This is a genomic window from Afipia sp. GW821-FHT04G03 (genome assembly GCF_059419985.1).
The window spans coordinates 469,813-490,429 of record NZ_JBWKSV010000001.1 but is presented as its reverse complement, the minus strand read 5'-3'; the positions used below and the strand labels follow the sequence as shown (position 1 = coordinate 490,429).

The 20,617-nt window shown below is 61.2% G+C and carries 18 protein-coding genes; 5 read left to right on the top strand and 13 right to left on the bottom strand.

Annotated features, from left to right (window positions below):
• Positions 1-71 precede the first annotated feature (71 nt).
• From metG to AC07UB_RS02420, 3 genes are read left to right on the top strand one after another with little or no spacing between them, the layout of a single operon-like run.
• A complete protein-coding gene (gene metG / locus AC07UB_RS02430; protein WP_492789206.1) occupies positions 72-2,009 on the top strand; it encodes a methionine--tRNA ligase in 1,938 nt (645 codons plus the stop codon).
• Between the two features lie 5 nt (positions 2,010-2,014).
• Positions 2,015-2,809: a TatD family hydrolase gene (locus AC07UB_RS02425; protein WP_492789207.1), complete on the top strand. Its 795-nt coding sequence runs from the start codon at positions 2,015-2,017 to the stop codon at positions 2,807-2,809.
• Entirely contained in the window at positions 2,806-3,606 is an 801-nt protein-coding gene (locus AC07UB_RS02420) for an MBL fold metallo-hydrolase (RefSeq protein ID WP_492789208.1), read from the top strand. Before AC07UB_RS02425 ends, AC07UB_RS02420 begins: the two co-directional genes overlap by 4 nt.
• A 3-nt stretch (positions 3,607-3,609) precedes the next feature.
• Here the strand turns inward: AC07UB_RS02420 and AC07UB_RS02415 are convergent, their stop codons facing one another.
• Entirely contained in the window at positions 3,610-5,259 is a 1,650-nt protein-coding gene (locus tag AC07UB_RS02415) for an acyl-CoA synthetase (protein WP_492789209.1), read from the bottom strand.
• A 280-nt stretch (positions 5,260-5,539) separates the two neighbouring features.
• A complete protein-coding gene (locus tag AC07UB_RS02410) occupies positions 5,540-7,144 on the bottom strand; it encodes an alpha-amylase family glycosyl hydrolase (RefSeq protein ID WP_494652272.1) in 1,605 nt (534 codons plus the stop codon).
• Between the two features lie 175 nt (positions 7,145-7,319).
• Between AC07UB_RS02410 and AC07UB_RS02405 the strand changes: the two genes are divergently transcribed.
• Positions 7,320-7,814 (top strand): thermonuclease family protein, encoded by a 495-nt coding sequence (locus AC07UB_RS02405; RefSeq protein ID WP_494652273.1) that lies wholly within the window; start codon positions 7,320-7,322, stop codon positions 7,812-7,814.
• A gap of 13 nt (positions 7,815-7,827) precedes the next feature.
• On the opposite strand, the gene AC07UB_RS02400 is transcribed toward AC07UB_RS02405, so the two are convergent.
• The 3 genes from AC07UB_RS02400 to queC are packed head-to-tail and all read right to left on the bottom strand — an operon-like array spanning position 7,828 to position 9,382.
• Positions 7,828-8,079, bottom strand: coding sequence for a DUF1272 domain-containing protein (locus AC07UB_RS02400; protein WP_494652274.1), 252 nt, complete (start codon positions 8,077-8,079; stop codon positions 7,828-7,830).
• Between the two features lie 20 nt (positions 8,080-8,099).
• The gene (locus AC07UB_RS02395; protein WP_494652275.1) at positions 8,100-8,657 is read right to left on the bottom strand and encodes a VUT family protein; all 558 of its coding nucleotides are present in this window, start codon (positions 8,655-8,657) and stop codon (positions 8,100-8,102) included.
• Positions 8,654-9,382 carry a 7-cyano-7-deazaguanine synthase QueC gene (queC, locus tag AC07UB_RS02390; RefSeq protein WP_494652276.1) on the bottom strand — a complete coding sequence of 243 codons (729 nt, stop codon included), beginning with the start codon at positions 9,380-9,382 and terminating at the stop codon, positions 8,654-8,656. Before queC ends, AC07UB_RS02395 begins: the two co-directional genes overlap by 4 nt.
• Positions 9,383-9,473: 91 nt before the next feature.
• Here queC and mazG point away from each other — a divergent pair, with 91 nt between their 5' ends.
• Positions 9,474-10,307 carry a nucleoside triphosphate pyrophosphohydrolase gene (gene mazG, locus AC07UB_RS02385; RefSeq protein WP_494652277.1) on the top strand — a complete coding sequence of 278 codons (834 nt, stop codon included), beginning with the start codon at positions 9,474-9,476 and terminating at the stop codon, positions 10,305-10,307.
• A 4-nt stretch (positions 10,308-10,311) separates the two neighbouring features.
• On the opposite strand, the gene hflX is transcribed toward mazG, so the two are convergent.
• The 8 genes from hflX to dusB all read right to left on the bottom strand — a co-directional run bounded on the left by hflX (position 10,312) and on the right by dusB (position 20,478).
• Complete coding sequence (hflX, locus tag AC07UB_RS02380) at positions 10,312-11,688, bottom strand: GTPase HflX (RefSeq protein WP_494652278.1); 1,377 nt, start codon at positions 11,686-11,688, stop codon at positions 10,312-10,314.
• 12 nt (positions 11,689-11,700) lie between these two features.
• Positions 11,701-11,949, bottom strand: a complete 249-nt coding sequence (hfq, locus tag AC07UB_RS02375) for an RNA chaperone Hfq (protein WP_006020546.1) — start codon at positions 11,947-11,949, stop codon at positions 11,701-11,703.
• Positions 11,950-12,121: 172 nt separating this feature from the next.
• Positions 12,122-12,979, bottom strand: a complete 858-nt coding sequence (locus AC07UB_RS02370) for a D-amino-acid transaminase (RefSeq protein ID WP_494652281.1) — start codon at positions 12,977-12,979, stop codon at positions 12,122-12,124.
• 4 nt (positions 12,980-12,983) lie between these two features.
• Positions 12,984-14,354 carry a nitrogen assimilation response regulator NtrX gene (gene ntrX, locus AC07UB_RS02365; protein ID WP_494652283.1) on the bottom strand — a complete coding sequence of 457 codons (1,371 nt, stop codon included), beginning with the start codon at positions 14,352-14,354 and terminating at the stop codon, positions 12,984-12,986.
• A gap of 17 nt (positions 14,355-14,371) precedes the next feature.
• Positions 14,372-16,639 (bottom strand): sensor histidine kinase NtrY-like, encoded by a 2,268-nt coding sequence (locus tag AC07UB_RS02360; RefSeq protein ID WP_494652284.1) that lies wholly within the window; start codon positions 16,637-16,639, stop codon positions 14,372-14,374.
• A gap of 193 nt (positions 16,640-16,832) precedes the next feature.
• Entirely contained in the window at positions 16,833-18,275 is a 1,443-nt protein-coding gene (gene ntrC / locus AC07UB_RS02355; RefSeq protein ID WP_492789220.1) for a nitrogen regulation protein NR(I), read from the bottom strand.
• Positions 18,276-18,280: 5 nt separating this feature from the next.
• Positions 18,281-19,456, bottom strand: coding sequence for a two-component system sensor histidine kinase NtrB (locus AC07UB_RS02350; RefSeq protein WP_492789221.1), 1,176 nt, complete (start codon positions 19,454-19,456; stop codon positions 18,281-18,283).
• Positions 19,453-20,478 (bottom strand): tRNA dihydrouridine synthase DusB, encoded by a 1,026-nt coding sequence (gene dusB / locus AC07UB_RS02345; RefSeq protein ID WP_492789222.1) that lies wholly within the window; start codon positions 20,476-20,478, stop codon positions 19,453-19,455. The genes AC07UB_RS02350 and dusB overlap by 4 nt, the downstream gene beginning before the upstream one ends.
• Positions 20,479-20,617: the final 139 nt, after the last annotated feature.

The window sequence follows — 20,617 nt, the reverse complement described above, 5'->3', positions numbered from 1 at the left end:
GTGGCTTTGCAGCACCCTGTTTGAGTGATCGCGCACACGTTGGCGTCGTTTTGAAATTCTAAGGAAGCGTAATGGCCAAGACCAAGAAAACCGCCGCGAAGAAAAAGAAAGCAGTCAAAGCGGCGCGCAAGTCCGTCCCGCGGCGCGCGAAGGTTTCTCCAAAGAAAAAGGCACGCAAGGCGGTCACGAAAAAGACGGCCAAAAAAGCTGCGAAGAAAACCGTCAAGAAAGCCGCAAAAAAATCGACAGCAAAGCGCGCCGGGAAAAAGGGCGCCGCAAAGAAGGGCACCTCAAAAAGGGCTGGCACCAAGACGTCCGCGAAAAAATCCGTCACGAAGCAGCGCTCCGCGAAAGTCGCCGGGAAGGCAGCAAAACCTGCCAAGCCCGTGACGGCAAAAGCACCGGCAAAACCTGCGAAGCCGAAAGCGTCGGCTGCGCCGCAGAGCGCCGCAAACACCGGCTCGAAGAATTCTTTCTACATCACGACCGCCATCGTTTATCCGAACGGTGCGCCGCACATCGGCCATGCCTATGAAGCTATCGCGACCGACGCGCTGGCGCGTTTCCAGGCGCTGGACGGCAAGGACGTGTTCTTCCTGACCGGCACGGATGAGCATGGCCAGAAGATGGTTCAGACGGCGCAGAAGGAGGGTATCTCGGCTCTCGATCTGGCAACACGAAATGCGGGATTGCTTCGTAAACTCGATGAGAAGCTGAACGTTTCGTTCAGCCGCTTCATTCGCACGACGGAAGAGCAGCATCATCGTTCAGTCCAGGAAATCTGGCGGCGCATGACCGACAATGGCGACATCTACATTGACAGCTACGCCGGCTGGTACTCCGTGCGCGACGAGGCTTATTACGCAGAGGACGAAACAGTCGTTGGCGAAGATAACGTCCGGCGCGGACCGCAGGGCACACCTGTCGAGTGGGTTGAGGAGAAGAGCTATTTCTTCGAGCTCTCCGCATATCAGGACAGGCTGCTGGCGCTATACGAGAGCCAGCCGGATTTCATCGGACCCGATTCCAGCCGGAGCGAAGTCATCAGTTTCGTCAAGGGTGGCCTCAACGATCTGTCGATCTCGCGCACCACGTTCGACTGGGGCGTTAAGGTGCCTGGCGACGAAGAGCACGTGATGTATGTCTGGGTCGATGCGCTGACTAATTACATCACCGGCGTCGGCTTTCCGGAAGAAGGCGACGCAAACTGGCGGTTCTGGCCGGCAGACGTTCATATCATCGGCAAGGATATCATTCGCTTTCATGCCGTGTACTGGCCGGCCTTTCTCATGTCCGCCGGAATTCCCTTGCCGAAACGTGTTTATGCGCACGGGTTCGTTCTGAACCGCGGCGAGAAGATGTCGAAATCGCTCGGCAATGTCGTCGATCCGTTCTACATGGCCGAGCTTTATGGCGTCGATCAGTTGCGCTATTTCTTCTTGCGCGAGGTGCAGTTCGGGCAGGATGGCGGCTACAGCCATGAGGCCATCGTCGCGCGCACCAACGCGGATCTTGCCAACGATCTCGGCAATCTGGCGCAGCGCTCGCTCTCGATGATCGGCAAGCAGTATGGCGGCGTGCTGCCGGAGCCGGGCGCGTTCAGCGATAACGACAAGGCCATTCTGGCGATGGCCGACGGGATGCTCGAGCAGGCGCGCACCGCGATGGGCACGCAGCAGATCCATCACGCGCTGAATGCAATCTGGGCGGTGGTCGCCGAAGCTAATCGTTATTTTGCGGGTGAGGCGCCATGGGCGCTGGCCAAGACCGATCCTGCGCGCCAGCAGACGGTGCTGTATGTCACCGCCGAGGTGGTGCGGCAGATCGCGATTCTCGCGCAGCCTGCGATGCCGGATGCCTGTGCCAAGTTGCTGGACATTCTCGGCGTTGCGAAGGACGCGCGGGACTTCGCGGCACTCGGCACACGGATCAAGGGCGGCACACAGTTGCCGCCGCCTGCGCCGATTTTCCCGCGCTATATCGAACCCACGGAAGAGAAGCCGGTTTAAGCCTGATGCTTGTTGACAGTCACTGCCATCTCGACTTTCCGGACTTCAAGGATGACCTTGACGCGATCGTCGCACGCGCTGAAGCCGCCGGCGTCGGCCGCATCGTTACGATTTCCACGCGCGTGCGCCGGCTCGACGGATTGCTGGACATCACGTCGCGGTTTCCCAATGTCTATTGCTCGGTCGGCACCCATCCGCATAACGCCGATGAGGAAGATGGCATCACGTCGGACGAACTGATCGCGCTCACGAAGCATCCCAAGGTGGTGGCGCTGGGCGAGGCGGGGCTGGATAACTTCTACAAGGATGGATCACCGGAAGCGCAGGAGCGGGGCTTTCGCGCACATATCGCGGCGGCGCGCGCCACCGGATTGCCGCTGGTGATCCACACCCGCGAAGCCGACGAAGCTTGCGGCCGTATTCTTGAAGATGAAATCGGGAAGGGGCCGTTCAAGGCCGTGCTGCATTGCTACACCGGGGGACGCGAGCTTGCGATGAAGGCCATCGCACTCGGGCTGTCGATTTCCTTCACCGGCATCCTGACCTTTAAAAACTCGCAGTCCATCCGCGACATCGCTGCCGAACTGCCGGCGGATCGCATCATGGTGGAAACCGACGCGCCGTATCTGGCGCCGGGAAAATTCCGCGGTAAGCGCAATGAGCCGTCCTTCGTGGTCGAGACCGCCAGAGTTCTGGCGGAAACGCGTGGCGTCTCGCTTGAGGAGATCACGCAGCAGACCACGGAAAATTTCTTCAGGTTGTTCGACAAGGTGCCGCGTCCGGACGCGAAAGCCGCATGACGGTGACGCTGACGATACTCGGCTCCGGATCGTCCGCCGGCGTGCCGCGCCCGGCGCTGGGCTGGGGCGCTTGTGATCCGAACAATCCGAAGAACCGCCGCCGCCGATGTTCGCTGCTGGCCGAGAAGGGCGATGCGGGTGCCCTCACGCGCGTTCTGATCGACACCTCGCCCGACCTGCGCGAGCAACTGATCGACGCCAATGTCGACCATCTCGAAGCAACATTTCTCACCCACGAGCATGCCGACCAGACCCACGGCATTGACGATCTGCGCTCCGTAGTGCTGCATCAGCGCAAACGGATTCCGGTCTATCTCAACGCATCCACCGGCAAGGATATTCTTTCGCGCTTCGCTTACTGTTTCGAACAGGCACCGGGCAGCGATTATCCGGCGATCCTCGAGAAGCGATCGATCGAGGCCGGTGAAACCGAAAGCATTGACGGGAAGGGCGGCTCCCTCGCCTTGTCCGCCTTCCTGGTTCAGCACGGCAATATTCCGGCGCTCGGCTACCGTATCGGCAATGCCGCCTACACGCCGGACCTTCATGACATTCCGCCCGAGAGCTTTCACGCGCTGGAAGGTCTCGACCTGTGGATCATCGACGCGTTGCGTTACGCACCGCATCCGAGCCATTTCAGCCTCGACGACGCGCTGTCATGGATTGAGCGTTTCAAACCGCGCCGCGCGGTGCTGACCAACCTGCATTCCGATCTGGATTACGAGGTGCTCCGCACGAAGCTGCCGCCCGGCGTGGAGCCGGGCTATGACGGAATGCGTTTGACGATCGAAGTGTAAGAGTTACGCCGAAATCGCCTTCGCCGAATTGGCCTGATCGCGCAGCATGAACTTCTGAATCTTGCCGGTGGATGTTTTCGGGATCGCACCGAACACCACGGACTTCGGAGTCTTGAAACCCGGCATCTGGCTTCGGCAGTAGGCGAGGATTTCCGCCTCGGTAGCGCTGGCGCCGTCCTTCAACTCGATGAATGCGCAGGGCACCTCGCCCCATTTCGCGTCCGGCTTGGCAACGACGGCTGCGAACAGCACCGCCGGATGCTTGTACAGTACGTCTTCGACCTCGACCGACGAAATGTTTTCACCGCCGGAGATGATGATGTCCTTCGAGCGGTCCTTGATGATGACGTAGCCGAACTCATCGAGCACGCCGAGATCGCCGGTGTGAAACCAGCCGCCTTCGAAGGCTTCCTTCGTGGCCTTCTCGTTCTTCAGGTAGCCTTTCATGACGATGTTGCCGCGGAACATAACCTCGCCGATGGTCTCGCCGTCGCGCGGCACTTCCTGCATGGTTTTAGGGTCGAGCACGCTGACGGCTTCCTCGAGGGGATAGGGCACGCCCTGACGGCGCTTGAGCTGCGCGCGCTGGTCCGCCGGCAAATCGTCCCAGCCCGGTTGCTCGGCGCAGACGGAGGCGGGGCCATAGACCTCAGTCAGCCCGTAAACGTGCGTGATCTTGATGCCGATCCGTTCCGCGCCTTCCAGCACGGCCACGGGAGGCGCTGCGCCGGCGATCAGCCCGGTGATGAACTTCCCGGCTTCGGCCTTTGGCGCGCCCGGCGCGTTGATCAGCGAGTTGTAGACAATCGGCGCGCCGCACATGTGGGTGACACCGTGCTTTGGAATCAGCTCGAAAATCTTGGCCGGATCGACCTTGCGCAGGCAGACATTCACGCCGGCTGTCGCCGCAATCGTCCATGGAAAGCACCAGCCGTTGCAGTGGAACATCGGCAGCGTCCAGAGATAGATAGGATGCGTGCCGAGGTTGCCGGCTAGGATGTTGCTCACGGCGTTGAGATATGCACCGCGATAATGCGTGACGACGCCCTTGGGATTGCCCGTGGTGCCGGACGTGTAACTCAATGCAATGGCGTCCCATTCATCCTGCGGCTGATGCCAGGCAAAATCCGGATCGCCGGATGCGACGGCTGCTTCGTATTCGAGTTCGCCTATCCGCTTGCCGCCGGCGAACGCCGCGTCATCGACGTCGATCACAAGCGGCTTTGGACCCTTCATCAGGCCCAGTGCGTCAGAAATCACGCCTGAGAACTCGGGATCGACCAGAATGATGCTGGCGCCTCCGTGATCGAGTTGGAACGCGATCGACGCCGCATCGAGGCGGATATTGAGCGCATTGAGGACCCCGCCGGCCATCGGGACGGCGAAATGGACTTCATTCATGGCCGGGATATTCGGCAGCATCGCTGCAACGGTGTCGCCACGGCCGATGCCGCGGCCGGCGAGATATGACGCGAAGCGCTTGCAGCGCTCATAGGTCTGCGCCCAGGTGAATGTACGGCCTTCGTAGACGGCGCTGACATGGTCCGGATAGACGCCGGCACTGCGCGCGAGGAAGCTGAGCGGAGAGAGCGGCACATAATTGGCCGGCGTCTTGTCCAGACCGACGCTGTACTGGCCCTGACCGTTGCTCATATCCGAACTCCCTGAGGTGCCGCCGCTGCTCGGTCGGGCATTTGCAATCGTTTCTACATCGGCATCCTGTGCGGTCAATCACCGAGGGCGCTGTTGCGGATAACGAGCGCAATTTAGGCCAATGTTTTCAGATATAACCCAAGATATATCGATCATTTTATCGGGTATTGAATAGATCATATTGAAATCACAGTGATATAATATATTCCATAATATACCTTATGCGAATCGAGCGTTGGGCTTTATCGGGTCAGGCACATGGAGCTTCGATGACTCCCGATCACCCCAGCGGCTCCAGGATGAGCCCTTCAGCGCCTCGCAGGCTCACTGTCCTACGCACCGGCTCAGTCTGCCTGTCCATGAAGGTCGACAGCAGTATCCGTCCACGCGCAGCCACCGCAGCGAACTCTAGCGCGGCCGGCGCTTCGCCCAGGTTGAGCGCGACAAGCAGTTGCCGGCCCTCGTAGGCGCGCTCGAACACCAGCAGATCGCCAGCGACTCTGACGGCATTGTAAGCGCCTACGGCCAGTTCGGGCCTCGTCCGGCGAAGACCGATCAGGGCCCGGTACAGACTGAACATTGAGGCTGCATCCTGACGTTCGACCGCGACGTTCGTCCGCGCAAAATCATCGCCCAGCGGCAGCCATGGCTCGCCGGTACTGAACCCGGCATAGGACGTCGAATCCCATTGCATCGGCGTACGGCAGCCGTCGCGTCCCAGGCCGATGCCGGGCAGATTTTTCTCCCATGGATCCCTCACCCGATCCGGCGGAATTTCAGCCTGCGCCATGCCGATCTCGTCGCCATAATACAGCGTCGGCGTTCCGCGCAGCGTCAGCAGCAGCATCGCGGCAACGCGAGCTTGATCGTGACCGACGCGGCTGGCGATGCGCTGCCGGTCATGATTGCCGAGTACCCAGTTCGGCCAGGCATCCGGCGGCAAGGCTTTCTCGTAATCGTCGATGAGTTTCGCGATGGCTCGCGCATTCCACGGCGTCGAGATCAGCGAAAAGTTAAATGGTAAATGCGCGCCGGTGAGGCCGGGGCCGTAGTAAGCCACTAGCTTTGCCGGCGGCAGATAGATTTCTCCGATCAGCACGCGATTGTCGAACTCGTCGATCACCCGGCGCATCTCCGCTACGACGGCGTGAACTTCCGGCCGGTCGGTCGAGTACAATGGGATCAACTGCTCATACGGCTGCCGCCCCAGTCCGAACTCGGTATTCGGCGGATTGTCGCGTAGCAGATCGTCCTTGATCAGATGCCACATCACATCGACGCGAAAGCCATCGACGCCACGTCGCAGCCAGAACCGAATCACGTCGTGCATGGCATTGCGCACGTCCGGATTGCGCCAGTTCAGATCGGGCTGGCTGCGCAGGAACGCGTGGTAATAGTACTGATTGGTGTGGGCATCGAATTCCCATGAACTGCCGCCGAATTCGGAAAGCCAGTTGTTCGGCGGGCCGCCCTCGCCGCAACCGTCGCGCCAGATGTACCAGTCGCGTTTCGGATTGTCTCTTGATGTGCGGCTTTCGACGAACCATGGATGCCGGTCGGAGGTGTGATTGGGCACCAGATCGAGAATGACCTTCAGCCCAAGGTCGTGCGCCGCAGCGACCAGCGCATCGAAATCTTCCAGCGTCCCGAACAGTGGATCGATCCCGATGTAATCGGAAATGTCGTATCCGAAGTCCGCCATCGGCGACGGGAAGATCGGCGATAGCCACAACGCATCGACGCCAAGCTCTTGCAAATATGGCAACCGCTCGATGATGCCGCGCAGATCGCCAACACCGTCGCCGTTCGAATCCTGAAGCGAGCGCGGATAGATTTGATAGAGGATGCCGGACCTCCACCACGGAAAACGTTCAGGTAAAGTCACGCTGAATGGCCTTGGTTCAATCCGACGGCGATCCGTCTTGCGGGCGTCTGATACAAAACTTTCACATCGAACGCATGACAGGTAGACTTCGCGCATGAAGTTTCAACGGCGGCAACAGCAGCGCGGACCGGTCCGATTCGATGCGGACACAAGACGCTGGACCATCATGGTGGTCGTGTTGATCGGCTCGCTCGGCGTCTATGCGGTCGAGCGCTGGATGCGGACACCGGATACACCTGTGACTGGCAATGCCTTCGTTGCTGATGGCGATACGCTCACGATTTCAGGCACCCGGATTCGCCTGATCGACATTGACGCACCTGAACTGAATCAAATGTGCCTCGATGCCCAGGGCCGCGATTGGCCGTGTGGACGGCAGGCGTCGGCGCAATTGCGGAGTCGTATTCGCGGCCAAGATCTGAAGTGCCAGCCGAGATCGATCGACAAATTCGGCCGTACGCTGGCGACGTGTTCCCTGCCCGATGGCACCGATGTCAACGCCTGGATGGTGCAGCAAGGCTGGGCCATGACGTCCGGTTTCGCGAATGTTTATGGCGCGCAGCAGGAAGAGGCAAAATCCGCCAAACGCGGGTTGTGGGCGGGAACGTTCACGCCACCGCGCCAATGGCGGGACCAGCACCCGCGCAACGACAACAATCGAAAAGACTGACTGCGCGCGCCGACTAGCCGGCTTTCGCCAGACATGGCTGTTCGCGCAGGTGGCGTTCTGTCGAAGCCGGGTACTTTCGCAGCAAAGTTGCCGGCCTGATCGGGCGCGGGACGAAGTTGCCGCCGCAGTTCGGACACGCGCCGCCGAAGACAGTGTCTGCGCATGTCGCGCAGAACGTGCATTCGAAGGTGCAGATCACCGCTTCAAGGCTCTCCGGCGGCAGGTCCTTGTCGCAGCATTCGCAGTTGGGCTTGAGCTTCATCATGGATGGCCTCCTCTGCAAGTTCATGCGCCGAGACGCTCGTCGCGCCGGCGCAGCCAGTGGATCGCGGGCAATGTCAGCAGCACCATAACAGCCTTGCCGACGATTTGACCTGCGAGGAAGTCAAGACTGCCAAACGCCAGCCACAAGAACAACAAGGAGTCGGCAACAAGCCCGACGAGGCTGCTGGCGGCAACCGCCCGCACGAGGCCGCGCTTCTGCAACGGCGTATAGACCGCGAAGTCGGCCAGTTCGGACAGCAGGAACGCCACGGCCGAGGCGATCACCAATGGCGCGGGCGCGAGCACCGCGGAGAGTACAGTTCCTGCTCCGATTGCCGCCAGCCCATACGCCACACCGAGCCGCCGTTGCACGAGATCGCGCAGCACCAGCGCAAGACCCGCCATCAGCACGCCGCTGGGGGCCATGAGACCCGGCGCAACCGGAATGAGACACGGGCTGTTCGGCGGACACACCGTGCCGACGTGCTGGATGAGCCAGTTGGCGATCGGAATGCAGGCGACGTAGGCCGCGAGGAATATCAGACCTTCGATGCGAAGGCGCTGCGGCAGTGGGGTCATTGCGCTTCGGTGCCGGCTTGTGCCGCGTAGGCCGCCCATCCGCGCGCGCGCAGGCTGCACGCCGGACATGCGCCGCAACCGTAGCCCCAGTCGTGGCGCGCACCGCGTTCGCCGAGATAGCAGGTGTGGGAATGCTCAACAATTAGATTGACCAGCCCCCTGCCGCCGAGCTCTTCCGCCAGCTTCCAGGTGTCTGCCTTGTCGCGCCACATCAGCGGCGTGTGCAGTTCGAACGGACGCGCCATGCCGAGATTGAGCGCGACGTTGAGCGCCTTGATGGTCTCGTCACGGCAATCCGGATAGCCGGAAAAATCCGTTTCGCACATGCCGCCGACGATATGGGTGATGCCTCGCCGATAGGCGAGTGCGGCAGCGAAAGTGAGGAACACCAGATTGCGGCCGGGCACGAATGTATTCGGCAGGCCGCCCTCGCCCATTTCAATCGCCGTGTCGCGCGTCAGCGCGGTCTCGGAAATCACGCCGAGAGTCGGAATATCCAGCGTGTGATTTTCGCCGAGTCTTGAAGCCCATTCCGGCCGCAGCGCCACCATGCCGTCGATCAGTTTTGCCCGGCTCTCAAGCTCGATGGCGTGCCGCTGGCCATAGGAAAACCCGACTGTTTCCACGCGGTCGAAACGCACCAGGGCCCACGCCAGACACGTCGCGGAATCCTGCCCGCCGGAGAAAAGCACCAGGGCAGCACTATTTTGAACCAATTCGCTCATGGATTGCCCTTAGCACCCGGACACCGCGCCGCCAATTGTCTCGAAGTTGCCGTTGCGGCATAGAAGGTAGGCCCTCATACCTTGGTGCGCTATGCCTCCATCTCAAGACATTTCTACGCTGCTCGACATCATGGCGAGACTGCGCACGCCCAAAACCGGCTGCCCGTGGGACTTGGAACAGACCTTCGCGACCATCGCCCCCTATACGATCGAAGAGGCCTTTGAGGTTGCCGACGCCATCGCCCGTGACGATCTCGATGATCTGAAGGACGAACTCGGCGATCTGTTATTGCAAGTTGTGTATCACGCCCGCATGGCCGAAGAGCAAGGCGCATTCGCGTTCGGCGATGTGGTGAATGCGATCAGCACCAAGATGATCCGGCGGCACCCGCATGTTTTCGGTGACAGGGCCGGACGGATGACGCCCGATGAGGTGGCAGGCCTGTGGGGTCGCATCAAAGCTGAAGAGAAGGCGGAACGCGCAGCACTGCGCGGTGAAGCGGCCGACGCGGAGCCCGGCCTGCTCGCGACCGTAAAAAAGAGCCAGCCGGCGCTCGCGCGTGCGCTGGATTTGCAGCGGACGGCCTCGACGGTCGGCTTCGACTGGAACGATCCACGCGCGGTGCTGGCGAAAATCCGCGAGGAAGCCGACGAAATCGAAGCCGCGCTCGACAGCGGTGACCAGTCTCATATCGCGGAGGAAACCGGCGATCTTCTTTTCGCCGTCGTCAATCTGGCGCGGCACGCCAAAGCTGATCCCGAGATGGCATTGCGCGCGACCAACGCGAAATTCGAAAAACGCTTTGCCTATATCGAACGCACACTCGCCGCGCGCGGCTCGTCGCTGGAGAAGGCAACGCTCGCGGAAATGGACGCTCTGTGGAACGAGGCGAAGACTCGCGCTCTAGATCCCGCGGCAACCTAAGCGATCAATGCACGCTCGGAACTGCGCCGAATTTGGCGATGGTGATCTCGCGTTTGGTCTCGTCAACGCGGACGGTCATCGCGAAGCGGCCGTTCTCCATGTGCTTGTCCAGAACTTCGGAATTCCGGTGCAGCCAGCTAATGCCGGCGCCGTCTGACGCATCGATGGAGAGATCGAGCGTCACCCGCGTGGCTGCCAGACGATCCTCGATGGCCGCAAGCAAGGCGTCGATGCCCTCCCCGGTCTCGGCTGACACCGGGAAACACGGACGCTCCGGCGGCCGGCGCGCGGCGATGTTCGCGAGATTATCGCGACCCTCCTGATCGAAGCGATCGATCTTGTTCCAGACCTCGATAATGCGGTGACCGCCGTCAGGATCGATGCCGAGTTGCCGCAAGATGGATTCGACGTCCTGCTGCTGGGCCTCGGCATCTTCGTGCGAAATGTCCCGGACATGCAGGATGACGTCGGCCTCGATGACTTCTTCCAGCGTGGCGCGAAATGCCGCGACAAGCATGGTCGGCAGGTCCGAGATGAAACCAACAGTGTCCGACAGCATGGCCTTGCCGCCGTGCGGCAGGGTCAGCGCGCGCAACGTCGGATCGAGGGTCGCGAACAGCATGTCGGCGGCCTGCACGTCGGCGCGCGTCAGGCGGTTGAACAGTGTGGATTTTCCGGCGTTGGTGTAACCGACCAGCGCGACAACGCGGTACGGCACACGCTGCCGCCCGGCGCGATGCAGCCGGCGCGTTGCCTGAACTTTCTTGATTTCGGTTTCGATGCGCGCGATGCGATCGCCGATCAGACGGCGGTCGGCTTCGATCTGCGTTTCGCCGGGGCCGCCCATGAATCCGAAACCGCCGCGCTGGCGCTCGAGATGGGTCCATGACCGCACAAGCCGGCTGCGCTGATAATTCAGATGCGCGAGTTCGACCTGCAACGATCCTTCACGGGTTTTCGCGCGGCGGCCGAAGATTTCCAGAATAAGCCCGGTGCGGTCGAGCACCTTGGCCTTCCATTCCTTTTCGAGATTGCGTTGCTGGACCGGCGACAGCGCGCAATCCATCACCACAAGATCGACATCGCTGGCCTTGATCAGGCCAAGCATCTCCTCGACCTTGCCCTTGCCGAGATAGGTCGCGGGACGGATTTCGCTCAGCGGTGCAACGACGGCTTCGGCAACGGTGAGATCAATCGCGCGTGCGAGGCCGACGGCTTCTTCAAGCCGTGCATCGGGATTGCGGATGCCATGGGATGTTGTTGGCGCGTCGGGATCGCCCCTTCGCGCACGCTTGTAAGGGCCGATGACCAGCACCCGCCCTGTATCGCCCCGCGCCGACCTTGGACGGTCAGCGCCCCCGTCAAACTCTCGGGGTTCCAAATCAGTTCAATCTCAAGCTGGCGCGTCCTCGCCGCCTTCGAACAACTGGATCGGAGCACCCGGCATGATGGTCGAGATCGCGTGCTTGTAGACAAGCTGCGAGTGACCGTCTCGCCGAAGCAAAAGGCAGAAATTGTCGAACCATGTGACAATGCCCTGCAACTTCACTCCATTGACCAGAAAGATCGTCAGTGGCGTTTTGGTTTTACGAACGTGATTGAGGAATGTGTCTTGTAGATTTTGTGCGCGGTCTGCCGCCATTTTCTTATCCCGCAGTCTTGTTTTTGGGCCAGGGCCTGCTCTCTTCGGAGCGGTGGTCCGGCTGCCGGCGTCCCTGAGATCCCCCTCCGGGTGCTGCACCGCGATTAAAGGACAGGCCCGGTTGTTAGGCAAGGCCGCTCACCCCGGCCGGGACGCCAAAGGGCGGCAAAACTTACGAAAATTCTGAAAAACGGTGAAATTCTTCCCGCAAGCGCATGGAAATAGCCCCCGGCTTGCCACCGCCGATTGGACGGCCGTCGATCCGCACCACGGGCATGACTATCTGGCTGGACGCGGTCACGAAGGCCTCGGCGGCTTCGTAGGCTTCAGCCGGGGTGAAGGGCCGTTCCTCAAGTTTGATCTGGAGCGACGCCAATACGTTCGTCAGAACGGCCCGCGTGACCCCGGCAAGTATGCCGCTGTCGGCCGATCGCGTGACCACGCGACCGTCCTTTGTCACGATCCAGGCGTTGCTCGACGCGCCTTCGGTGACCTGACCGTCGCTATCGACGAACCATGCTTCGTAAGCGTCGTTCTCGCGCGCCTGCTGCTTCGCAAGCACGTTGGGCAACAGCGATACCGACTTGATGTCGACCCGAGGCCAGCGGTTTTCCGGAATGGTGATGACGCCGATGCCGCGCGCAGCGGTGTCCTGATTTTTCTGGAAGCTGAGACCGCGCGCTGTAATCACCAGGGCAGGCTTCACCGGCTTCAGCGGAAACGCATGATCGCGCCGCGCCACGCCGCGCGTCACTTGCAGATAGACGATGCCGTAGGTGACGCGATTCCGCCGCACCGTTTCGTGAATGACGATTTCAAGCGCCGACAGCGGCATAGGCATATCGATCTGCAACTCGCGTAGCGATCGCTGCAGGCGGGTTAAATGGCGCGGTTGATCGACAACCTTGCCGCCTCGGATTTCGCAGACTTCGTAGACACCGTCGGAAAACTGATAACCACGGTCCTCGATATTCACGCTCGCGTCCCGCATGTCGCGGTACTGGCCGTTCACATAGGCGATGCGGGACATGTGATCAGCCTACGCCCAATGCCTTGAGCTTGCGATGCAGCGCCGAGCGCTCCATGCCGACAAATTCCGCCGTGCGCGATATATTACCCGAGAAGCGGCTGATCTGTGCGATCAGGTAGTCGCGCTCGAACACTTCGCGGGCTTCGCGCAGCGGCAGCCCCATGATGTGTTCGCCGTTGTTGCCGGTCGGCATGGCGGGAATCATCGAACCGACATCCTGTGGCAGCATGTCCGCGGTAATCGCAGCATCGGCGTCGCCGCCGGCCAGGATCATGACGCGTTCGACGTTGTTGCGAAGCTGGCGCACGTTGCCGGGCCAGACGTGAGATTGCAGAACCGCCATCGCGTCTTCGCCAATGCGCCGCTTGGGCAAGCCTGTGGCCGACGAAATTTGTTCCATGAAATATTCGACCAGTTCCGGAATGTCCTCGCGGCGCTCTGACAGCGGCGGAACGCGGATCGGAACAACCGACAGACGATGATAGAGATCCTCGCGGAATTTTCCTTCCGCGATCTCTGCTTCCAGATTGCGCGCCGTCGAGGACACGATCCGCACATCGACGCTGACCTTGGTAGTGCCGCCTGCCCGCTGGAACGTCTGATCGACCAGCACGCGCAGGATCCGATTTTGCGTCTCGCGCGGTAGATCGGCAATCTCGTCGATGAACAGGGTGCCGCCATGCGCTTCTTCCAGCGCACCGGGCTTGCGGCCGGTCTCGCCGTCGGACAATTCGATGCCGAACAGTTCGACCTCCATCCGCTCCGGCGTGATCGCGGCGGCGTTGATGACAACGAACGGACCGTCGGCGCGGCCCGACATTGCGTGCAGCGTACGCGCGGCCAGTTCCTTGCCGCCGCCCGATGGACCGACAATCATGATACGGCTGTTGGCCTTCGCCGCGCGGTCGATGGTCTGGCGCAACTGGTTCATGCAGGGCGACTTGCCGATCAGCGTTCCCGACGACGGTGCGTGCTGCTTGAGTTCGCGCACCTCGCGCCTCAGGCGGGATGTTTCCAGCGCACGGTTGGCCACGAGGATCAGGCGGTCCGCCTTGAACGGCTTCTCGATGAAATCATAGGCGCCGCGCTTGATGGCCGCGACCGCCGTCTCGATATTGCCGTGGCCCGAGATCATCACAACCGGCACTTCCGGATGGTCGCGCTTGATCTGCTCGAGAAGCTGCAAGCCGTCGAGCCGGCTGCCCTGAAGCCAGATGTCGAGGAAAATCAGATTCGGCCGGCGGCTCGAGATTTCCGCCAGCGCGCTGTCGCTGTCGCGCGCGGTGCGCGTCTTGAAGCCTTCGTCATCGAGAATGCCCGCGACGAGATCTCGAATATCTGCTTCGTCATCGACGATCAAAATGTCATTCGCCATGAATCACGCCCGCTCTGTCAATCGCCGGTTACGGCTTCTATTTCTGTTTTGGTGCCTTCGATCGCGGCGTCTTTTGCCTGCCCCGAAATGGAAAATCTCATCCGTACCCAGGCGCCCCGTGCTCCGGGACGAAGGGCGGATGCGTCGTTCAATTCAATTCGCCCGCCGTGATCTTCCAGAACCCGGCCGACGATCGCGAGACCGAGGCCGGTGCCCTTCTCGCGGGTGGTCACGTAAGGCTCAAGCAAGCGCGCGCGGCTTTCTTTGGGCAGCCCTACTCCGTTATCCACAATGTCGATCACGATATCGTCGTTTTCGCGCGTCGCGATGACATCGATATGTCCGCGTTCGATTTCTCCAGCAGGGACCGCGCCGATGGCTTCGGTTGCGTTCTTGATGATGTTGGTCAGGCCCTGCGAGATCAGACGCCGGTCGAATTTCGCGTGCATCGGCTCCTGCTTGATGTCGACTTCAATATCGACATCGGGATGACCCACGCGCATCAGGAACACTGTCTGACGAACGGTGTCGGCGACATCCTCGCCTTCGATCACCGGCTTCGGCATACGCGCGAACTTGGAGAACTCGTCGACCATCTTCCGGATGTCATCGACCTGACGAATGATCGTATCGGTGCACTGGTCGAAAATGGGCCGGTCCTCGACGATCACCTTGCCGAACTTGCGTCGGATACGCTCGGCGGAAAGCTGAATTGGCGTCAGCGGGTTCTTGATCTCATGGGCGATGCGGCGGGCAACATCGGCCCATGCGGACGTGCGCTGCGCTGTCACGAGTTCGGTGATGTCATCAAGCGTGATGATGTAGCTTTCGTTGGATTGCCCGGTCTGCTCGGAACTGACGCGCACCGACAAATTGCGTTCCACCTTGTCGCGGCTGATCTCGATCTGACCCTGCAACAGGCGTTGAGCGCTGCCGCGCGCCGTGGTCATGAGTTCGTTGAGTTCGGGAACGATTTCGGACAAAGGCTTGCCCATCACTTCCGATTCCGAATGCCCGATGAGCTTCTCCGCCGAACGGTTGAGAACGGCGATCTTGCCCTCGCCGTCAACGCCGATGATGCCCGCGCTCGCGGACGAGAGAACGGCCTCGATGAAGCGTCGGCGGCTGTCGATGAGTCCGCTGGCGTTGACGAGGTCGTCGCGCTGCGTGCGCAACTCCTGCGTCATCTTGTTGAATGTCTCGCCCAGAGTTGCGAGATCGCCTTCGGATTTGAGCACTGGCACCTGCACATGAAGGTCGCCGGTGGAGACGAGATTGGCCGCACCCATCAATCGCCGGATAGGAGCCACCAGCCAGTTGGCAAAGTTCAGGCCTAAGAGCACAGACGACATTAGCACCGTGAGCGCGATCACGGTAAACATCAGCGCGAACGCGACTTGAATGCCCAGCCGGCGCGATTCAAGTTCGGCATATTCCTTGACGCTGTCCTGCGTCTGCCGCAGCTGCGCCACCACGCGAGGATCAAGCAACCGCGCGACGTACAGGAACGTATCCTGGAACGCGCGCAGGCGAATGACCGCCGCGACGTAGTTCTGTTCGATGAACACGCCGATCTGCGGTTCATCCTCGGTCACGTTGCGGAGGAAGTCGGCAGCCGGAGTCTGGAAGTCCTGCTGGATGCCGGTGGCGGCCGTCTCAAGGATATTGCGATCCTTGTCGATGATCATCGCGCCAGGAAGGTTGCGCGACGCGGCGCTCGACGTGAGGACATTGCGGAAGGTCTGGCGGTCCTGATCGAACAGCGGCCGTGCACGTGCAATGTCGCTCGACATGCCGATAATGTCGCCGCGGATGAGTTGCGCGTGTTCGTAGACGTAGGCGTTCGCGACGATGAGCGAATTCTCGATCACTGCCCGCGTGCGGACCGAAAACAGCCGGTCGAGGCCGCGATCGATGGTGACATTGGCGACGATCGACACCAGCACCGCAGGCAGCACAGCGATCACCGAGAACAAGCTGACGATCTGAACGTGAAGACGGGCGGCGGCCCGGCCACGGCGTCGGGCCTGAACCACCTGCCACACCTCGCGGGCGATAATGCCCAGCAGAAGCAGGATGGTTGCGCCGTTGATCAGGAGGAACGTGACGACGACTTCGTGGGTGGGCGCAATCGGCGTCAGGCCGGTCAGCACGACGAAGGTCAGGAAGGCGGACAGTAGCGCTAGGCCAACCGCCAGCGGCGCGAACAGCCTGCGGAGCGGTCGGCCGGAGGACTCGGCAAACGACGGATCGAAGCTTTGGGCCGACGTCTCTGCTGCGGTCATGCGGGGGTCGGATCAGGCCAATGTGTGCCGGAGCACGGCGGTTGCCGTATCCAGTGATGCATTCATACCACAATGTTGCTGAATTGCGACATTTCCTAGGCGCGCTGTTCGATCGAACCACGGCTTCAAGCGGTTCTAAGAACGACTGAGCGCCCGCAAAGGCGCTTAGTCACCGGAATGCCACTGCCCTTGCCTAACCGCCGCTGCGATAGACCTGAATGTCGAGATCCCGAATCTTCTTGCGAAGCGTGTTGCGGTTCAGCCCAAGCAGGTCCGCAGCCCTGATCTGGTTGCCGCGATTGGCTGCCAGGGCCGCCGTAAGCAGCGGGACTTCGATTTCCTTCAGGATGCGGTGGTAAAGTCCGGGTGGCGGCAGCCCATTCGGAAAGCCCGCAAAATGCGATGACAGATACATCTCCACCGCGCCTCCGAGATTGTCGACGCTTTGCGGCATACTGCCGCCCGAGACCACGGCCGGCGGCGCCAGTTCGCCCTCAATAACAGATCCCGTAATGACGTCCTGCGGATAGAGCGCCGCCAGACGCCGCGCGAGGTTTTCAAGCTCGCGCACGTTACCGGGCCAGCGATGCTGCTTGAGCCGCTCGACCGCCTGCGCGTCGAGCTTCTTCGGCGGCAGGCCGTCCTTCTCCGCAAGAGCAAAGAAATGCCGGATCAGGTCGGGCAGATCCTCAATGCGTTCGCGCAGCGGCGGCAGCCGCAGCGGCACAACGTTGAGGCGGAAGAACAGGTCTTCGCGGAACAGCCCCTGTTGGATCAGGATGCGCAGATCCTTGTTGCTGGCCGCGACGATCCGAACATCGGTCTTGATCGGCGTGCGTCCGCCGACCGTGGTGTATTCGCCTTGCTGCAACACGCGCAGCAAGCGGGTCTGCGCTTCCATCGGCATGTCGCCGATTTCATCGAGGAACAGGGTACCGCCTTCGGCCTGCTCGAAACGTCCGGTCGCGCGGGCATTCGCGCCGGTGAATGCGCCACGCTCGTGTCCGAATAGTTCGGACTCGATGAGGTCGCGCGGGATCGCGGCCATGTTGACGGCAACGAACGGACCGTTGCGGCGCTTGCCGTAATCATGCAGCGCTCGCGCCACCAGCTCTTTGCCGGTGCCGGATTCGCCAGAAATCATCACCGTGAGGTCGGTCTGCATCAGACGCGCAAGCACGCGGTAGATTTCCTGCATGGCCGGCGACCGGCCGACCAGCGGAATCGAATCGAATTCGCCCTCATCCTTTGTAGCGACCGGCCGTTCCTTCGGCTCCGACAGCGCGCGCCCGACGATGGCGATCAGTTCCTTGAGATCGAACGGTTTCGGCAGATACTCATAAGCCCCGCGCTCGGACGCCCGGATCGCCGTCATGAAGGTGTTCTGCGCGCTCATCACGATGACCGGCAGATTGGGACGCATCTTCTTGATCCGCGGCAGCAGATCGAAGGCGTTTTCATCCGGCATCACGACGTCGGTGATGACGAGATCGCCCTCGCCCTGACTGACCCAGCGCCAGAGCGTGGCTGCGTTACCGGTTAGCCGCACCTCATATCCTGCACGGGACAGCGCCTGATTGAGCACGGTGCGGATGGCGGTGTCGTCGTCTGCGACAAGTATGCTACCTGCGGGCATTGTTCTTAGTCCTCATCTGCGGTTGGTGAGGCAGGCGACGGCATTCCCGGGCGCTCGTCGCTATTGCTATTGTTTTTGGTTGCGTTGAACATCGGCAGCAGCACGCGAAAAACAGTTTTGCGTGGCAGCGATTCACATTCGATGATGCCGCCGTGATCGCCGACGATCTTGGCGACAAGCGCCAGACCGAGACCGCTTCCGGTCGGCTTGGTGGTCACGAACGGATCGAAAAGATTGGCAAGGAGATCGTCGGGCACGCCGGGGCCGTTGTCCTTGACGCAGAACTCCAGCGGCAGCGACACGCGCGACTTCTTGCCGGGCACGGACAGGCGCACTCCCGGCCGGAATGCTGTGGTGAGCTGAATTTCGCCATCGGTTCCGAGATCCGCGACGGCTTCCGCTGCGTTCTTCACGAGGTTGAGAAACACCTGAATCAGCTGATCCTGATTGGCCAGCACGGGCGGCAACGACGGATCGTATTCTTCAACGAATTTGATGTTGCGCGCGAAACCGGACTGCGCGAGCCGCTTCACATGATCGAATACCGAGTGAATGTTCACCGGCCCACGCGCCACAGGACGCTCGTCCCCGAACACCTCCATGCGGTCCACAAGGGTAACAATCCGGTCCGCTTCGTCGCAGATCAATCGCGTCAGCGTGCGGTCTTCCGGTGACGCGGCCTGTTCGAGCAGTTGCGCAGCGCCACGGATCCCCGACAGCGGATTCTTGATTTCGTGCGCCAGCATCGCTGCTAGAGCAATGACAGAACGCGCGGCACTGCGATGGGTGAGCTGCCGGTCCATCTTGTCGGCAATGGTGCGCTCCTGGAGCATCACCACGATGTGGCCCGGGCGTTCGCTGAGCGGAGCGACATGAAGATCGACTTGACGGTCACCGCCAATGCGCGGTGTGCCGAGATCGACCTTGTATTCGTTCACCGCCGAACCGGTGCGGCGGACCTGATCGATCAGCGCCAGCAGCGGGCTACCGAACGGCACCAACTCGCGCAGCATCTGCCGCTGCAGATGCGGAATCGAGGTCTCGAAGAATGACTCCGCCGCGATATTCGCGTCGAGAATCTTGCCATCCGGCGCAATCAGCATCACCGGATTCGGCAACGCGTTCAGGATCGCTTCGCTGCTCGTGAATTGTGCGAGGTGTTTCTCGGCGACGTTGCTCATGCGGCGGCGCTCCAGGCAAATTCGCCAAAGGCGTCATGCAGCGAACGGCGCACGTGGGCCGGATCGGTCGCGGTCAAAATCGTCTGACGCCAACGCTTGAGGACGTCAGCTGATGCGGCGCTTCCCTTCGCGGCAACGTCGAGCGCCCAGCTGAGATGTTTGCGCGCATGACGTAAGCCGATGCGTGCCCCGTAGTGATCCACAACCTCATCATAGAGTTTGCAGACATAGCCAAGCTGATCGTCAAGCTGCGGCGCATGCTCTAACGCACCGCCGTCGAGACGCCTTGCGATCTGTCCCGGCAACCATGGCTGGCCCTGCGCGCCGCGCCCGATCATGACCGCATCCGCGCCGGAGGCTTCGAGCGCGCTCGCGGCCTGTTCAAATGAAGTAATGTCGCCGTTGACGACCACGGGCACCGTCACAGCTTCTTTCACAGGCCGCACAGCGGCCCAATCGGCACTGCCCTTGTAGAACTGGCAGCGGGTGCGGCCATGCACGGTGATGAGTTTGACGCCCGCCGCCTCGGCGCGCCGCGCGAGTTCAGGCGCATTGAGGGAGCTATCATCCCAGCCGAGCCGCATCTTCAGCGTCACCGGGACGCTGACGGCCGACACGGTGGCGTCGATAAGCCGCAGCGCGTGATCGAGGTCGCGCATCAGCGCCGAGCCGGACTGGCCGCCCGTGACGTGGCGGGCCGGACAACCCATGTTGATGTCGATGATGTCGGCGCCGGCGGCTTCCGCGATTCGCGCGCCCTCGGTCATCCAGTGGGTTTGACAGCCGGCAAGCTGAACCACATGCGGTCCGATGCCAGTCGCCTCGCAGCGCAGGACTGACATTGGCCGGCCGCGCGCGAGATCGTCGCTTGCAGTCATTTCTGAAACGACGAGGCCTGCTCCGAGTTCAGCAGCAATGCGGCGAAACGGGGCATCGGTCACGCCGGACATCGGTGCAAGAAGGACGCGGTTAGCGACCTGAATATCGCCAATGGTCAGTGGATTCTGACGTGCCGAAGCCATGCCGATCACTGCGTTTCTCGTTTTTTGGCGATCCCCGCTTCATTGCGGGAAGCGCATAGCTTAATTTCTAAGCATTTTGCGATCATGCCTACAGTTTAGCCAATTGCAAGCGGCATGCAAGTGCGACGCAACAATTCTT

Bases quoted from the DNA above. Each gene is read 5' to 3' on its own strand.
- metG (WP_492789206.1), top strand. From the start codon at position 72: ATGGCCAAGACCAAGAAAACCGCCGCGAAGAAAAAGAAAGCAGTCAAA.
- AC07UB_RS02425 (WP_492789207.1), top strand. From the start codon at position 2,015: ATGCTTGTTGACAGTCACTGCCATCTCGACTTTCCGGACTTCAAGGAT.
- AC07UB_RS02420 (WP_492789208.1), top strand. From the start codon at position 2,806: ATGACGGTGACGCTGACGATACTCGGCTCCGGATCGTCCGCCGGCGTG.
- AC07UB_RS02415 (WP_492789209.1), bottom strand. From the start codon at position 5,259: ATGAGCAACGGTCAGGGCCAGTACAGCGTCGGTCTGGACAAGACGCCG.
- AC07UB_RS02400 (WP_494652274.1), bottom strand. From the start codon at position 8,079: ATGATGAAGCTCAAGCCCAACTGCGAATGCTGCGACAAGGACCTGCCG.
- AC07UB_RS02395 (WP_494652275.1), bottom strand. From the start codon at position 8,657: ATGACCCCACTGCCGCAGCGCCTTCGCATCGAAGGTCTGATATTCCTC.
- queC (WP_494652276.1), bottom strand. From the start codon at position 9,382: ATGAGCGAATTGGTTCAAAATAGTGCTGCCCTGGTGCTTTTCTCCGGC.
- mazG (WP_494652277.1), top strand. From the start codon at position 9,474: ATGCCTCCATCTCAAGACATTTCTACGCTGCTCGACATCATGGCGAGA.
- hfq (WP_006020546.1), bottom strand. From the start codon at position 11,949: ATGGCGGCAGACCGCGCACAAAATCTACAAGACACATTCCTCAATCAC.
- AC07UB_RS02370 (WP_494652281.1), bottom strand. From the start codon at position 12,979: ATGTCCCGCATCGCCTATGTGAACGGCCAGTACCGCGACATGCGGGAC.
- ntrX (WP_494652283.1), bottom strand. From the start codon at position 14,354: ATGGCGAATGACATTTTGATCGTCGATGACGAAGCAGATATTCGAGAT.
- AC07UB_RS02360 (WP_494652284.1), bottom strand. From the start codon at position 16,639: ATGACCGCAGCAGAGACGTCGGCCCAAAGCTTCGATCCGTCGTTTGCC.
- ntrC (WP_492789220.1), bottom strand. From the start codon at position 18,275: ATGCCCGCAGGTAGCATACTTGTCGCAGACGACGACACCGCCATCCGC.
- AC07UB_RS02350 (WP_492789221.1), bottom strand. From the start codon at position 19,456: ATGAGCAACGTCGCCGAGAAACACCTCGCACAATTCACGAGCAGCGAA.
- dusB (WP_492789222.1), bottom strand. From the start codon at position 20,478: ATGGCTTCGGCACGTCAGAATCCACTGACCATTGGCGATATTCAGGTC.